15 protein-coding genes are annotated in these 14556 nt (G+C 47.4%); 12 read left to right on the plus strand and 3 right to left on the minus strand.

The window, feature by feature from the left end:
* Positions 1–12 precede the first annotated feature (12 nt).
* Positions 13–855, plus strand: a complete 843-nt coding sequence (locus AC0YNT_RS08815; RefSeq protein WP_475804226.1) for a CheR family methyltransferase — start codon at positions 13–15, stop codon at positions 853–855.
* Positions 827–2608: a PAS domain S-box protein gene (locus tag AC0YNT_RS08820; protein ID WP_475804227.1), complete on the plus strand. Its 1782-nt coding sequence runs from the start codon at positions 827–829 to the stop codon at positions 2606–2608. The genes AC0YNT_RS08815 and AC0YNT_RS08820 overlap by 29 nt, the downstream gene beginning before the upstream one ends.
* A gap of 296 nt (positions 2609–2904) precedes the next feature.
* Here the strand turns inward: AC0YNT_RS08820 and serS are convergent, their stop codons facing one another.
* Together serS and AC0YNT_RS08830 are read right to left on the minus strand one after the other, a co-directional pair.
* Entirely contained in the window at positions 2905–4182 is a 1278-nt protein-coding gene (serS, locus tag AC0YNT_RS08825) for a serine--tRNA ligase (RefSeq protein WP_475804228.1), read from the minus strand.
* Between the two features lie 286 nt (positions 4183–4468).
* The gene (locus tag AC0YNT_RS08830) at positions 4469–4963 is read right to left on the minus strand and encodes an NUDIX domain-containing protein (protein ID WP_475804229.1); all 495 of its coding nucleotides are present in this window, start codon (positions 4961–4963) and stop codon (positions 4469–4471) included.
* A gap of 202 nt (positions 4964–5165) precedes the next feature.
* Between AC0YNT_RS08830 and AC0YNT_RS08835 the strand changes: the two genes are divergently transcribed.
* The 6 genes from AC0YNT_RS08835 to AC0YNT_RS08860 all read left to right on the plus strand — a co-directional run bounded on the left by AC0YNT_RS08835 (position 5166) and on the right by AC0YNT_RS08860 (position 9571).
* Entirely contained in the window at positions 5166–5399 is a 234-nt protein-coding gene (locus AC0YNT_RS08835; protein ID WP_475804230.1) for a ribbon-helix-helix protein, CopG family, read from the plus strand.
* A gap of 25 nt (positions 5400–5424) precedes the next feature.
* Positions 5425–6576 (plus strand): DNA polymerase III subunit beta, encoded by a 1152-nt coding sequence (gene dnaN / locus AC0YNT_RS08840; protein WP_475804231.1) that lies wholly within the window; start codon positions 5425–5427, stop codon positions 6574–6576.
* Complete coding sequence (locus AC0YNT_RS08845) at positions 6563–7375, plus strand: AAC(3) family N-acetyltransferase (RefSeq protein WP_475804232.1); 813 nt, start codon at positions 6563–6565, stop codon at positions 7373–7375. Before dnaN ends, AC0YNT_RS08845 begins: the two co-directional genes overlap by 14 nt.
* Positions 7376–7403: 28 nt before the next feature.
* Positions 7404–8060 (plus strand): hypothetical protein, encoded by a 657-nt coding sequence (locus tag AC0YNT_RS08850; protein WP_475804233.1) that lies wholly within the window; start codon positions 7404–7406, stop codon positions 8058–8060.
* 515 nt (positions 8061–8575) lie between these two features.
* Positions 8576–9028 (plus strand): helix-turn-helix domain-containing protein, encoded by a 453-nt coding sequence (locus AC0YNT_RS08855; RefSeq protein WP_475804548.1) that lies wholly within the window; start codon positions 8576–8578, stop codon positions 9026–9028.
* Positions 9029–9136: 108 nt separating this feature from the next.
* Entirely contained in the window at positions 9137–9571 is a 435-nt protein-coding gene (locus AC0YNT_RS08860; protein WP_475804234.1) for a nuclear transport factor 2 family protein, read from the plus strand.
* A gap of 51 nt (positions 9572–9622) precedes the next feature.
* Here the strand turns inward: AC0YNT_RS08860 and AC0YNT_RS08865 are convergent, their stop codons facing one another.
* A complete protein-coding gene (locus tag AC0YNT_RS08865) occupies positions 9623–10405 on the minus strand; it encodes a DeoR/GlpR family DNA-binding transcription regulator (protein ID WP_475804235.1) in 783 nt (260 codons plus the stop codon).
* Positions 10406–10665: 260 nt separating this feature from the next.
* Here AC0YNT_RS08865 and AC0YNT_RS08870 point away from each other — a divergent pair, with 260 nt between their 5' ends.
* From AC0YNT_RS08870 to AC0YNT_RS08885, 4 genes are read left to right on the plus strand one after another with little or no spacing between them, the layout of a single operon-like run.
* Positions 10666–11472, plus strand: a complete 807-nt coding sequence (locus AC0YNT_RS08870) for a creatininase family protein (RefSeq protein WP_475804236.1) — start codon at positions 10666–10668, stop codon at positions 11470–11472.
* 51 nt (positions 11473–11523) lie between these two features.
* Complete coding sequence (locus AC0YNT_RS08875; RefSeq protein ID WP_475804237.1) at positions 11524–12297, plus strand: ABC transporter ATP-binding protein; 774 nt, start codon at positions 11524–11526, stop codon at positions 12295–12297.
* A gap of 15 nt (positions 12298–12312) precedes the next feature.
* Entirely contained in the window at positions 12313–13665 is a 1353-nt protein-coding gene (locus AC0YNT_RS08880) for an FAD-binding oxidoreductase (protein WP_475804238.1), read from the plus strand.
* Between the two features lie 3 nt (positions 13666–13668).
* On the plus strand, positions 13669–14544 hold the full coding sequence (locus AC0YNT_RS08885; RefSeq protein ID WP_475804239.1) for an ABC transporter permease: 876 nt from the start codon (positions 13669–13671) through the stop codon (positions 14542–14544).
* Positions 14545–14556 lie beyond the last annotated feature (12 nt).

Genomic DNA, 14556 nt, shown 5'->3' on the forward strand with positions numbered 1-14556 from the left:
GTGGTAAGGCATTTGTGCAAGAATGATAAGGAACCGCTCGAAGAGCTCGAGCGGATTGAAATTGAATTGCTGCTTGAGGCGCTCTATCGGTATTACGGTGTGGATTTCCGCAACTATGTCCTGCCGACCATACGCCGCCGAATATGGTACCGCATCCAGGCTGAGCGTCTGAAGACGATATCCGGCTTGCAGGAGAAGGTTTTGCATGATCGGCTTATTTTTAAGAGGCTGGCCAGTGATTTCTCCATTAATGTAACAGAGTTGTTCCGTGATCCAAGCTTCTTCAAAACATTCCGTCATACCATCGTTCCCCAGCTGCAGGACTATCCTCTCATTCGGATCTGGCATGCGGGCTGCTCAACAGGTGAAGAAGCCTATTCGATGGCAATCCTGCTGCATGAGGAAGGCTTGCTTGAGAAAACAAGAATTTATGCTACGGATATGAATGAAGCGGTCGTTGAAGAAGCAAAGCTGGGATCGTTTCCTCTCGAGCGCTTGGAGCAATATGCCCATAACTATAAGTTGTCTGGCGGCAAAGGCTCGATTGAGGATTATCTCTCCTATGCGAACGAATATGGGAAATTCCGCTCCTTCCTAGGGGAGAAAATCACATTTGCCCAGCATAACCTGGCGGTTGATGAATCCTTTAATGAATTTCACGTTATTATTTGCCGTAATGTGATGATCTACTTTAACTCCCATCTTCAGAATCGTGTTCATGAACTGTTCTATGAGAGCTTGTCCCCTTCCGGGTTTCTGGGACTTGGGCATAAGGAAAGCATGACCTTTACCAGCTTTACAGACTGTTACAAGGAGATGGAGCCTAATGAAAAGCTTTACCGCAAAATTAAATAGCGCCGTATCCACGGTCAACATATTAATGGTAGACGATCGGCCGGAAAATCTGATCGCGCTTGAGGCGATACTGGCCTCCCCCAATTACCGCTTGTTCTCGGCTCATTCCGGCGAAGAAGCGCTCCGTCATGTTCTAACGACAGACTTTGCGGTTATCCTGCTGGATGTTCAGATGCCAGGTATGAACGGATTCGAAACCGCCCGTCTCATTAAGATGAGAGAGCGCTCCAAGTATGTTCCTATTATATTCATTACAGCGATCAGCCAGGCGGCCGAACATGTGAAGCATGGCTATTCCGTTGGCGCAATCGATTATATTTTCAAACCGTTCCATCCTGAAACGTTAAAAATGAAGATTGAAGCTTTTGTCCAAATGTATCAGTATCAGGAGCAGATTAAGTTGCAAAATGAGCTGCTTAAGGTGATCGGTGAGACTTCTAATGACACGATCGTAACCGTTGATGAGTACGGCATTATGCAAACCTTGAATCCTACTGCGGCCAAGATGTTTGGTTATACGCCAGATAAACTGGCAGGGCAGCATATTGATCAGATTGTACCTGCTATGTCTTCTTTGCTAAGTGCAGAGAATCTTCAAGGAACTCACCTGATCGAAACAACGGCAGTTCGTAAGGACTCTGTTCCATTCCCCGTTGATGTACAGATTGGCAAAGCCAGTATTGCCCAACAAGAGCTATACGTCTGCTCGATCCGTGATGTGACCGACCGCAAAATGATGGAAGAGGAGCGTTTCCGTAAAATTTTTGATACGACACCTTGCTTGATCGCCCTAAGATCGATAAAGGATCAGCGATATATTAATGTGAATGAGAGCTTGCTGCAGGCTACCGGCTTTGAAGGAATTGAATTGATGAATCAAACCTCAGATTTGCTGCAATATATTGTGGAGACAGAGGAGAGGAGCGACTCGGCTTCGAATCGTCATAACCCATGGGAGCCGGTTCGGAATATCCGCATTCGCTATATGACCAAATCTGGTGATTTGCGTGATGGCTTACTGTCGAGCGAAGTGATGCAGGTGCATGGAGAGGAATGTCTCCTTAGTGTGGTGACTGATATTTCCGAGCGTGTGTTTCTGGAGAAGGAAATTACGCGGCTTGACCGGCTCAACATAACTGGAGAAATGGCTGCTGGTATTGTGCATGAAATCCGTAATCCAATGACGACTGTCCGTGGATTCCTGCAGTTGTCGAAGAACAACCCGTCGAAGGAATATACCGACATAATGATTGAAGAGCTCGACCGCGTGCACAATATCGTAACCGAGTTTCTGTCTGTAGGTGCGCAGGCTCCAACGAGCCGTAAGCTCAAGCAGATCAACACCGTTATTGAAACATTGTTCCCACTCATTCAATCCAAGGCGATGACAGGCAATCACGATATTGCACTGGATCTGGGAGAATGCCCGCCCATTCAACTCGATGAGAAGGAGATCCGCCAGCTAGTGCTGAATCTTGTCCTGAACGGACTAGACGCGATGCCACTCGGAGGTATCTTAACGATTAAGACTTACTCCAACGATAAGGAAGTTGTCATGGAGGTCATAGATCAAGGAAGCGGCATTAAGGAAGAATTCCTTGAAAAGCTCGGAACGCCATTCTTCAGCACGAAGTCGAGTGGAACCGGCCTTGGCCTATCCGTCAGCTATGGCATTGCCTCCCGGCATGACGCGGTCATTAAAGTACAGACCAGCGAGTGGGGAACGATCTTCTCTGTGAATTTCAGATTGTAGCGTGAATAGAAATAGAAAGTAGAACAGATCTCCTCTTTGGTTAGAGGAGGTCTGTTGTTTGTTTTTAGATACATTCGCCCACCCTGCGCCTCATCAGCCGCGGTACGTTGTATTTAATACAGTATATTCGCTCTTCTGGGATGCAAATTAGCTAAAAAGCGGCCGATATCCTGCATATTTTACTACATAGGCAGCCCCCTCGCTTCGGTAGCTTTAAATAACCTGTATAAAGTACAACGCAGCTAAAGAGGGCGCGACTCGAATGGAGTGGAGTAGTACCCTTTCGGCCGGTGATATCAAATATGAAAACGTTCAATCCCATTCATATATTTGCGCAAAGCTTGAGGAATGCGGATCGAGCCGTCTTCCTCCTGATGGTTCTCCAATAGAGGGATCAATATGCGTGGCGAAGCTACAGCTGTATTATTGAGGGTGTAGCAGAACCGTGTTTTACCCTCAGCATCCCGATACCTAATGTTCGAACGGCGTGCCTGGAAATCGAGAAGATTGGACGACGAATGTGTCTCGCCGTAGGCGTTCCGGCTAGGCATCCAAGTCTCGATGTCGAGCTGTTTATAGGTTTTTTGCGACATATCTCCGGTACAGACAGCCATTACGCGATAGGGAAGCTCAAGCAGCTGCAATAGCTCTTCCGCATTTGCTGTAATCTCTTGAAAAACTTGCTCCGATGCCTCTAGGCTGTCTTCACAAATAATAACCTGCTCCACCTTCGAGAACTGGTGAACCCGATACAAACCATGTACGTCTCTGCCTGCCGAACCTATTTCGTTGCGGAAACAGGTCGAGACTGCAGCTAGCCGGATTGGTTCGGTTACATCTACAATTTCGTTATCGTAGTACGAGATTAGTGGTACCTCCGAAGTACCAACAAGCCATTTATTCTCATCCGCTATGCGGAAAGTTTGCTCCTCGCCTAGCGGGAAAAAGCCGGTATTATACAAGGTTTCTTGCCGTACCATTAAAGGAACCTCGAGCAGGGTAAAGCCTTTTGCTGTGAGCAAGTCTACGGCTAGCTGCTGTACCGCACGATGCAAGACAGCTCCCGCACCAGTCAAATAATAGTTGCGGCTTCCGGCTGTTTTTACTCCTCGAGGGATATCAATCATCCGGTGAAGCTCACCAAGAGTCACGTGATCTTTGGGATCAAAGGTGAAGCTGGTTGGTTCTCCGACCTTTTTTACTTCCACATTGTCTTGATCCGAGAGACCAATTGGCGTGTCTGGCGAGACGATGTTCGGAACATATAACAGGAGATTCGTGTAATGCTGATGGACTTCTTTGTGTTCATTTTCTAACGTGCTGATACACTTGTTGATTTCTTTCATATGAAGCTTCTTAGGTTCGATGTGAGGAAGGTCATTGCTGCGAATGAAGTGATTAATCTCTTCAATGGTCTGATTCCGTTCCTGTCGAAGCTGTTCAATCTCCTGAAGTAACGCACGTCTCTTATCATCCCATTCTACTAACTCCGAGACCGAGAGGGCGATTCCTTTTTGATCGGCTGTGGTTTGAATAAGCTCTTGATTTTGTCTAATCCATTTGATGTCTAACATGGCACTCGCTCCTTTAATTTTGAGAATACAAAAAAGCGCTCAATCCTCCCAAAATTGGGACGAAGAGCGCTTATTCTCGCGGTGCCACCCAAATTGATTAAACAGCATCACTGCTCAATCCACTTAGTTCCGCGGTAACGGGCGGGCCCGGTTAACTTAGGGGGAATTGGCTTCCCCTTGACGAGAACGCCTCCGAGTTGGATTCTCTTCATCGGCATAATCTTAATTTTTACTAGTATAGCGTATGCTGCTTATTTTATACAAGTGCTAATATCTTGCTGTGTGGTTATAAGCTGATGCTGCTCTTGCTCCTATACTGCCGCTCTGTTTTATCCAATGTCTGATCTCTATTCTCATCCCAAACATAGCTGAGCTCAAAGGTACCGTCCTCGAAGAACAGTGGGAATCGGCGTGCAAACCAATCCTGCATGGGCAGCTTCAGCGCATCTTCTTTGTTCACCCACAGCAGTTCACCTTCCGGTGGATTCTCGAGCAGCTGTCCCTCGAACGAAGTAGCCAAATAATTAAACACCATATATCTAAGCTGCTTGCTTGGATCGCAAAATTCTTCTAACCCTTTGTAAACAATATCTTTAACGATCAGGCCTGTCTCTTCACGAACTTCTCGGATTGCCCCATTCACAATACTTTCGGGAAAATCAACCTTGCCGCCGGGAGCAATGTAGCCTGGGAAGCCCATTTTATCCGGTCGGTTAATTAATAGAACCTTATCCTTGTCTTGCACCATGCACATCGTATACATCTTATAGGTAATAGACATCTATGTGGTCACCTATCCTAATTGGATAATAATTGATAGTTTTATATTACCATCTTAGTGGGAGAAGGGATATTGCTGTGTTAGCTGGATACGGCAGTTGTTTACGGAGATTAATTTGTAATTTTTTCTAATTTCATGATACAATTAAATTACATATTTTGATTAAAGTTACCTAAATCAATTAACAGGGGATACTGTCGAGATGAGTAATCATGAAATTAAAATTGGTGTTTCCAATAAAGATGGTCAGTTGGGGTTTATATCTGCGAGAGGCGGCCTGAGGAAAGGGGCTGGCAGAAAAAATATCGGGGCGACTAAAAAGGTATCCTTAACGCTGACCGAAGAAATATGGGACAAAGTAGAGAAGCAGTGTCAGGAACAACAGCTGTCGCGCTCGGAGGTTATCCGTAACATCATTAATTCCTATTATTCATAATTGCCCTCGAAGGCAGGTGAAGGTTATGCGGTTGGAGATTACAAAGGACTCCCTTATAGACGCAATTCAGCATGTGCTAAAAGCGGTATCAACGAATAATCCTATCGCCATATTAACGGGAATACATATAGAGGCAAACACACAAGGGCTGACTGTGACAGCCAGTAATTCAAGTGTGAAGATTCAATACACAATTGCTCAAGATGATCGTTGTATGAAGGTGCAAAGAGTAGGCGGAATCGTTGTTCCGGCGCGATATTTTCATGAGGTCATCCGTAAACTTGATGCGGGAGCTATTACAATAGAACAGTTGGAACCATTCATTCTTACGATTGTGTCTGGTCATTCCCGGATTCGACTAAGCGGAATGAATCCAGCAGAATTTCCAGTTACAACAACAGTGAGCACTTCTTTGTTGAAGTTAAGTGTAAACAATGCCACACTGAAGACATCCATTAAGCAGGTAGCTGCTGCTGCCTCTACCTCGGAGACTCGTCCTGTATTAACGGGTATTCATTTGGTATGTCAAAATGAATGGCTTAGTCTGGCTGCTACAGATGGAATCCGTCTTGCCTCTCTTTCTATACCAATAAACAGACAGGCTGACCTCGATGCTGATATTATCATTCCCAGTAGGAATTTAATGGAGGCAGCCAGACTATTGGATGAGGAGACTGCCAGAACGGAGATAGAAATTGGTCACCATTACATAAGCTTTCGAGTAGGCCGAGTTCAGCTTCAATCCGTATTACTTGAGGGCGTTTATCCGCTTATAAAAAATTTCATTCCCACCTCTTATTTGACAGAGATTGTTGTGGATACATCTTTATTCCTTCGTGCCGTGGAGCGGACAACGGTATTTGCGAGTGAAAGTGTAATCCGAATTGCGGCTGCTGCCAATCAATTAGACCTACTATCTAGAACAGCCGAAATAGGAGAGGTTCATGAGACAATACCTTTACAGCAAATAAGTGGTGATCCTTTCGAGATCGCAGTTAACAGTAAATTTCTTATCGACCTCCTTCGTTTTATGGACAGCAGGTATCTTCGTTTGCGATTTACCGGACAACGTAGTCCAATCATGATTCATCCAGCAGACGATTGTTCTTCTGCCCTATTTCTAATTACGCCTGTGAGAACTACAGGTCAAGGAGTGACAACGAATGAGCGAGCATGACATTATCAATCGAACACAACTGCCTGTTACGGTAACTGGCATGGTTCACGACCTCAAACAGCTAGGCATACAAGAAGGCGATCATGTTCTTGTTCATTCCTCTTTGTCCAGCATTGGATGGGTGTGCGGTGGTGCTCAGGCCGTCATTCAAGCGTTATTACAATCGATCGGGGACGCTGGAACGCTGGTCATGCCAGCGCAAAGCGGAGATTGGAGTGATCCCGCCGAATGGGGGAATCCTCCTGTGCCTCAGGACTGGATCGATATTATATATAAAGAAATGCCAGCCTTTGATGCAAAGGTTACTCCTACACGGGGGATGGGAAGGATTGCAGAGCTGTTCCGGACTTATCCGGGAACACTGCGCTCTAGTCATCCGCAGGTTTCATTTTGCGCTAATGGCCGGCATGCCTCGTATATTGTGGCAGACCATCCATTAACCCCGCAGTTTGGTGAGGATTCGCCGCTGGGTAAGCTTTACGCTGCAAATGCAAAAGTGCTGCTGCTTGGAGCTGGCTTCGATTCCTGTACGAGCTTTCATCTTGCTGAGACGAGGCTTCAAGGGATGCCAACCAAAAAGATGGGCGCAGCGATGATGGTGAATGGTCGGCGGTCGTGGAAATGGTTTATGGATTATGCCTACAGCTCCGATGATTTTGAAGAGCTCGGAAGGCATTTTGCGGATGAAGGCACGGTCACCATCGGTCAAGTGGGCCAAGCGGAAAGTATACTGCTTGAGATGAAGGAAGCCGTTGATTATGCAGGCGAGTGGCTGGCTAAGCGTCGTTATTATTCTTAATCCTTATACGGAAGTGGAGTTGAGGAATTTGATAGAGCGATTGATTTATAGAGCAGTGTGGAAAGAGGAGCAGGCAACTGAAGGTCTGCAGGCGTTGAAGCTCGACAAACAGGCCGCCAGTCTGGTGAAACAGGGTCGATTAATGACAGCAGCAGCGTTTCATTGGAACAATAACGTTTTCCTCTACTACGAGTGTATGGATGGATCCATCCAGCCCGAAGAGCTCGCAAGTGTGGCCACGCCGTATTTGAAGGATTGGCCCGGGCAAGGGGGGCCGCGGCAATGGATTCGTATGGTCGACGTATTCCACTTTAATGAACCGGCGGGCGCCGAGCACTGGCAGCGTAAGCATCAAGTGGAGAGACGAGTCGGCAGGGTCGCACATTTGAAGCCGGAGATGGTCAGCAGCTATATTTACTACCATTATCAGCTTCAGGAGGAGCGGGCGTTCTTTGGTCCCAAATATGAGATCATCGGCATGCATGAGACTCTTCTGTTCGGCTATCAGGAGTTCCCGAATGTGACAGAAGAACCCGTCGTACCAGGGCGTCTTCAAACGAAGGGGACACCCGAGAATTGGAGCGATTCGCGGATGGATCTTCATTTTCAGCCATGGGAAGACGGGCATCTCTACTTTAAGCCTATTGAGCAGATTTATGCTTACTATGCTGGAGAATTGACTTAGTTCAATTTTTTTACCGTTCATTTGATCCCGATATTACAAAAGATCATTAACCGTGACGCGGTAGGATGATCTTTTTTGTGTTGTTCCCGATCAAAATTCCCAGTCACCTCTGCCGGTGGCGGAGAGGGATCTCCTTTTCTCAAACGCATACAAAGTTGCTGCACTTCCCCATAGGGCGAGAGCAGCGAACAGGAAATGAAGGAGGAAACCGAGCACAATGGGCCATGAGAATTCCAATAAACCCATGAGAAACCATATGAATAAAGGGGGAGTTGTGCTGTAATCAGCAGAATGAAACAGATAAATAGGAATCCGAGGAGGATGTTCCTCAGCACGATAGAACAATTGGGACGAAGCATAAAGGATCCAATAAAAAGCTATCCCCCGCCAAATGGGGGTTCGATAGACGTGCAACCTGCGGTTGCGGGGCTTCGCAACGAAAGCTCGCTTTACTTCGTACATAGGATTTAGCAATATGAGGGTACGAGGTTGCTTGCAGGAGGGTGATGGAGAAGATGGTATTTGGAGAGAAGTTAAAGAGCATGAGGCAGGCAAACGGCTGGTCACAGGATGAACTAGCGGAGAAGTTGTTTGTAAGCCGTCAGTCCGTATCGAAGTGGGAAAACAATCAGAACTATCCCAGTATCGAGATTATTATTAATATTAGTGATCTCTTTGCGGTTACGATAGATGAGCTGTTGAGGAGTGATGAAGAGTTGACCAAGAAAGTGATTGATGACAGCAAGCAGCTGGCGTATCCGGGGCTAAAGGTGTTATTTGACCTGTTATTCCTGCTAGGTGTGGTACTACTTATTATTAAGCTAGTGGTGCTGGCGTTGAACAAGTTGGCCGGCTTGGATATTGCCCTGCTGAACGGGTCATGGTTCTGGAACTTTGCTCCTCTAGTTCTTATGGTTGGTGCGGGGATTGGCTCGGGAATAGTGAAGGAGAAATTTAAAGGAGAATAGTCCAGAGATTGTACAAAATTTATAGTAATGATGTCATCTTGGTGAGCGTATATAGAAGGGTGCTATCCATTTCAGACTATTCGTTAGGAATGATCAGGAGGTATTTTTATGGCTCATAATGATGAGAATATCCAGCTTGTACAGCGGTTCTTCGAATGTTACGGCAGCGGAGATCTGGAGACGATGAAGCGGGAGATATTAGCGGAGGATGTAACTTGGATCATTCCGGGCCATCATCCATTAGCAGGTGTGAAAAAAGGTGCGGAGGAGATTATCAACTATTTCGCAACGATCGCACAGGCTAACTTTAAAGCGGAGCTTATCTCGCTGTCGGCGAGCGAGAACCACGTTGTTGACGTACATCGCGGCTGGGGAGAATATGGCGAACATAAGGTTGATATGAATTGGGTGCTTGTCTATCAGATAGAGGATGGACGTATAAAGCAAGCTCAGAATTTCGCGGCTGATCAGCATGCTGCTGACCAATTCTTCTGGAACGTATGGGGAGATCAGCTGAAATCTGTACCGGAACGGTTGAAATAAAATAGACCAAAATAACCGCAGGGGTGCCTGCGGTTATTTTTTTATTCCATGTCACTCCATGCTATAGACGATCGTTAACGGAATCTCAGCCTGAAGATACGCCGTTGCTTCATAGGCACCAAGGCGACTGTCCGTAATAATTTCATCGAACGCATCAATTCCAGCAAAGATGGCAAGTGAGTTATAGCTGAATTTAGTTGAATCTGCTAATAGTACCGTTTTCCCCGCAGCATCCATGGTCGTCTGTCTGGCACCGACCAAATGCGGGGACCAAGCCATCGCTCCTTTTGTAAGTGAGACGGCTTCACAAGTGAGGAATGCCACATCTACCGTAAGGGAATTGATCATTTTCTCCGTATAAATGCCATCGAGGCTGTAAGCCCACTTACTCACTCTGCCCCCTGTGCAATAGACATCAAAGCTTCCGAACCGCTCCTCATTAGATAACATTAGTGCGGTGTGCAGGTCGCGGGTAATGATTTTGAGTCCCCTAAACGATTCTAGTTCATCCACCATCGCAGCTACTGTTGTGCCAGCATCGAGGATGATGCTCATACCGTCTTGGATATGCTTGATCGCTTCCTTGGCAATCGCTGTTTTCTCTAATTTGTGTTCATTTGCGCGCTGCTCGTATTTCGAACCCATGAATCGTTTTACTTTGACGGCACCGCCATGGAACCTCTGGATTTTCCCTTCCGACTGTAAGAGGTCCAGATCACGTCGGATCGTCATCTTGGAGACGTTAAATTGTTCAGCGAGCTCGAGAATGGTTAACTGAGGTTTTGAGTCCAATAGCATCATAATTTCGTGGCGGCGTGTTCCTATTAACAACATAATCTCCTCCTCCTACCGGGCACTAATAATATTACATACAATGTTACATCGGTGTTCAATTGTGTGAAAATTCTGTATACTTTCTTTCGTTTCTGTGATATAAGGTAGATATGAGGTAGTTTTATGTGACTTAGATGTGATTTTAGTTTACTTAATATTCAGATAATTTGCCACTATTTCATTAAAACTTCTAAAATCGAGTCATCTACGTTGCAATTATGTTAGGTATATTGACATAAAATTTGTGAGGAGTGAACAACATGTTCTTTCGTTATCAAGGAACTGCATTTGACCGCCATTTCTTACCGCGCTTAACGACCAAAGAGGTTGCTGCAATGCCCAAAGACGATGTATTACTCATTCTTCCGGTTGGTGCAGTGGAACAGCATGGTCCTCATATGCCGGTCTTCACAGATACGCTGATTGGAGAGGCGATGCTGGCAGAGGCGTTTGAACATTTGCCTGAGGATTCACCGATCTGGCTGCTGCCATCTGTAAGTTACGGGAAGAGCACCGAGCATATTGGTCATCCGGGCACGATTACCCTTTCAGCTAAGACGCTGATGGCTGTGCTGGAGGATATTGCGGCCTCTCTAGCGAGAAGTGGATTCCGGAAGCTGTTGTTATTTAATACGCATGGCGGCAATGCAGATTTGCTTGGCATGATGGCTCGTGAGATTCGAATTGCGACGGGACTTGAGGTGTATAGACTTGATCCCGGAGCGGTCGGCTACAGTGATTTGTTCATAGATGATGAGGAAAAAGCCTGCGGCATCCATGCCGGAGATGTGGAGACGTCACTTGTTATGGCCATGTGCCCTGATTGGGTAGATGCAGAGCTCGCTCCGCGAGAAATGCCGCGGTTTCCAGATTCCCGTTCGTTCTCCTTCAGATCGCGCTCCTTCGCTTGGGTTATGGATGACATCTCCCGCAGCGGGATAGCAGGGGATGCAACTAAAGCAACAGCTGAGAGAGGTGAGGCGATGCTGAAGAAAGCAGGACCGTTATTGGCAGAAGCGCTGTTGGGTATTGCAAAGTTCGAGATGGAATCATTGAAGAACGGATAGGTGATTGCTTTAAGCCGCAATAGTGGCAATTCTTTTTAGGAGGGACTAACGATGGCAACGATCACGCAGGCTAAAGAATGGGTGAAAATGGAAAGGTTGTCCAAGGTGTACCCGAACGGAACGGTTGCGGTGAAGGAGGTCGACCTGACCATCCATGAGGGAGAATTTCTCTGCTTTGTTGGACCTTCGGGCTGCGGGAAGTCCACGATCTTCAAGATGATAACAGGCTTGTCCAATCCAAGCAGCGGAACGCTGCAGGTGATGGGAACAACAGCGAGCGACGCTCGTAAGCAATCCGATACGGCATTCGTTTTCCAGGATCATACGCTGCTTCCTTGGAACTCGGTCATTGATAATGTGACGCTGCCACTTGCGCTGCGTGGAGTACCACGCAAGGAACGTCAGCGGGAAGCGGAACGAGTGCTCGAGATGGTTGGACTGAAGGACTACATGCGGTCAATGCCGCGTGAGTTGTCCGGGGGGATGAAAATGCGTGCTTCTATCGCACGTGCCCTTGTCGCGAGGCCAAAGCTATTACTGATGGATGAACCATTTGGTGCGCTGGATGAGATTACCCGCCAGACCCTGCAAATTGAACTTCTTGAACTGTGGCGTCAAGATCCTGAAATGACGGTGCTGTTCGTTACTCATAACGTATTTGAAGCTGTATTTCTATCTACTCGTATCGCCGTCATGACACCTCGGCCGGGCAAGATCTCCGAGCTGATTGATGTACCGGTACCTTTCCCCCGTGATGAAACATTCCGTACAACCCCGGAATTTGGGCAGATCGTCCGTTCCGTATCGTTGGCCCTTAAGCATTAGAGAGGAGGAAGAGGCATGATGAAGGATTGGATGGTTGAGATGCAGGCTGCAGTTGGGGAAGAGAGGCTGCTGTCAAATCCCGAGCAGGTAGATAAACTATCGAAGGATTATTATTGGTATTCCCCTGTACTGGTGCCGCTGCTTCAAGATAAACGTGCGGAGGCTATTGCTATACCACATACAGTGGACGAAGCAGCTCAGGTGCTTGCTTCTGCCTGGAAACGACGGGTTCCCGTAACAACCCGAGGTGCAGGTACTGGCAACTATGGGCAAGCGGTACCGCTCGAAGGCGGCATCGTTCTTGATCTAAGTAAGCTGGATCGGGTGCTCGAAGTGACCGATACGTATGCCCGCGTACAGGCGGGGGTTCGGCTGGGAGCGCTCGAGAAGCTGCTGCGTACACAGGAGAAAGAGCTAAGAATTTATCCAAGTACTTATATGAAAGCAACAGTTGGCGGTTTCGTATGCGGCGGGTCAGGCGGAATTGGCTCCATCCATTGGGGCAACCTGTGGGACGGCAATGTTCTTGAAGCGGTTGTCCTCACGCTGGAAGAGACACCACGCAGGCTGACCGTCAAGGGTGATGAACTGAAGGCCTACATCCACAATTACGGAACGACGGGAGTACTGGTTGAAGTGGTAATCCCAATTGCTCCCAAGGTCGAATGGACGCAGACTGTTGTACAATTCGATGATTTTGGATCCGCCGCGCGTTTCTCTCATGCTGTTGCGGTAGATGACTCCATCCGCAAGCGGCTGGTCGCTCCAGTGGAATGGCCGATTCCATCCTTCTTCAAGCCCATTGCTGCAAAACTTGAAGCGGGCAGCAGTGCTTGCCTGCTGGAGACGGCAGAGGGTAGTGAGGCGCAGCTAGCGGAACATGCTAGTGAGGCTGGTGGCCGAATCGGGTACACGATTGCCCCCGAGCAATACCGAAAAGTAATCGGGCTGTCCGATTTTACATGGAATCATACGACGCTGTGGGCACTAAAGACGGATCCGACTGTAACCTATCTGCAAGCCGGCTTTGATAAGGACCGGTTCCTGGAGCAGATTCATTCTATTAAAGAGAAGTTTAGCGATGAAGTACTCATGCATCTGGAGTTTATGCGTTCGGCAGGTGTTGTTGTACCGGCTGCTTTGCCGGTTATCCGTTACACCACCCATGAGCGGCTCTATGAGATTATTGCTTATTTTAACTCCATTGGTGTTCGTGTTAACGATCCTCATACCTGGGTTCTGGAAATGGGAGGCCGGGGAGAATGGCATGTGATGCACGAAGCCAAGCGGGATAATGATCCCCGTGGACTACTTAATCCAGGCAAGCTGCAAACGCCGGTCAGTACCGCTATGAATCAGGAGGGATAAACGATGCGAGAAGAGGTATTTACGAAACCGGAATTATCCTTTGGAACATCAGCTGCCCCTGGTAAATCAACAAAGCTGGGAGTGTCATGGCTTCACAAAATGTGGAAGAGAATCGGACCTCCGGGTGTGGCCTTTATCTTATTCATCGGAGGCTGGGAGCTGTTCTGCCGTTTATCCGGCCTTAAGCCTTATTTGCTGCCTAAGCCTTCAGATATTGTGATGGCTGCATCGGAGAATGCTTCGAATTTGTGGGTGTCCGTCTACACCACCATTACGGAAGCGGTGCTCGGATTTCTTCTCAGCATTGTGCTTGGCGTTGGCTTCGCCATTCTGCTCGCCAGCTCGAAGCTTATTGAGCGGAGCGTCTATCCTTACGCCATTATCATGCAGACCATTCCAATTGTCGCGATTGCACCTATTATCGTCATTTGGTTTGGTGCAGGCATGAACGCTATTATCATTATTGCTTTCCTAATCGGGTTTTTCCCGATGCTGTCCAACACGTTAATTGGTCTTAACTCGACCGACCACAACATGAAGAACCTCTTCTATCTTTACAATGCTTCCCCTCTTCAATCCATGCTCCGACTACGTATTCCAGCTGCTCTTCCTTACATTGTGGCGGGGCTGAAAATCTCTTGTACGCTCGCTGTTATCGGCGCAATTGTTGGTGAGTATATTGCCGGCATCGGTGGAGGAAAAGGTGGACTAGGCTATGCCATTACGGTTGCTTCTTCTCGACTGCAAACGGCTTATTTGTTCGCTTGCGGCTTATCTGCATCCCTGCTTGGCATCTTGTTCTTCCTGCTCGTTAATGCCTTCGCCAAATGGATGCTCAGCTCTTGGCATGAATCCGAGATGAATTCCTCCGAGGGCTAAATATTCCGGTCA

Source organism: Paenibacillus sp. J22R56 (genome assembly GCF_056269375.1).

Coding starts and splice junctions, on each gene's coding strand:
- AC0YNT_RS08820 (WP_475804227.1), top strand. CDS start 827: ATGAAAAGCTTTACCGCAAAATTAAATAGCGCCGTATCCACGGTCAAC.
- serS (WP_475804228.1), bottom strand. CDS start 4,182: ATGTTAGACATCAAATGGATTAGACAAAATCAAGAGCTTATTCAAACC.
- AC0YNT_RS08830 (WP_475804229.1), bottom strand. CDS start 4,963: ATGTCTATTACCTATAAGATGTATACGATGTGCATGGTGCAAGACAAG.
- AC0YNT_RS08835 (WP_475804230.1), top strand. CDS start 5,166: ATGAGTAATCATGAAATTAAAATTGGTGTTTCCAATAAAGATGGTCAG.
- dnaN (WP_475804231.1), top strand. CDS start 5,425: ATGCGGTTGGAGATTACAAAGGACTCCCTTATAGACGCAATTCAGCAT.
- AC0YNT_RS08845 (WP_475804232.1), top strand. CDS start 6,563: ATGAGCGAGCATGACATTATCAATCGAACACAACTGCCTGTTACGGTA.
- AC0YNT_RS08855 (WP_475804548.1), top strand. CDS start 8,576: ATGGTATTTGGAGAGAAGTTAAAGAGCATGAGGCAGGCAAACGGCTGG.
- AC0YNT_RS08860 (WP_475804234.1), top strand. CDS start 9,137: ATGGCTCATAATGATGAGAATATCCAGCTTGTACAGCGGTTCTTCGAA.
- AC0YNT_RS08865 (WP_475804235.1), bottom strand. CDS start 10,405: ATGTTGTTAATAGGAACACGCCGCCACGAAATTATGATGCTATTGGAC.
- AC0YNT_RS08870 (WP_475804236.1), top strand. CDS start 10,666: ATGTTCTTTCGTTATCAAGGAACTGCATTTGACCGCCATTTCTTACCG.
- AC0YNT_RS08875 (WP_475804237.1), top strand. CDS start 11,524: ATGGCAACGATCACGCAGGCTAAAGAATGGGTGAAAATGGAAAGGTTG.
- AC0YNT_RS08880 (WP_475804238.1), top strand. CDS start 12,313: ATGATGAAGGATTGGATGGTTGAGATGCAGGCTGCAGTTGGGGAAGAG.
- AC0YNT_RS08885 (WP_475804239.1), top strand. CDS start 13,669: ATGCGAGAAGAGGTATTTACGAAACCGGAATTATCCTTTGGAACATCA.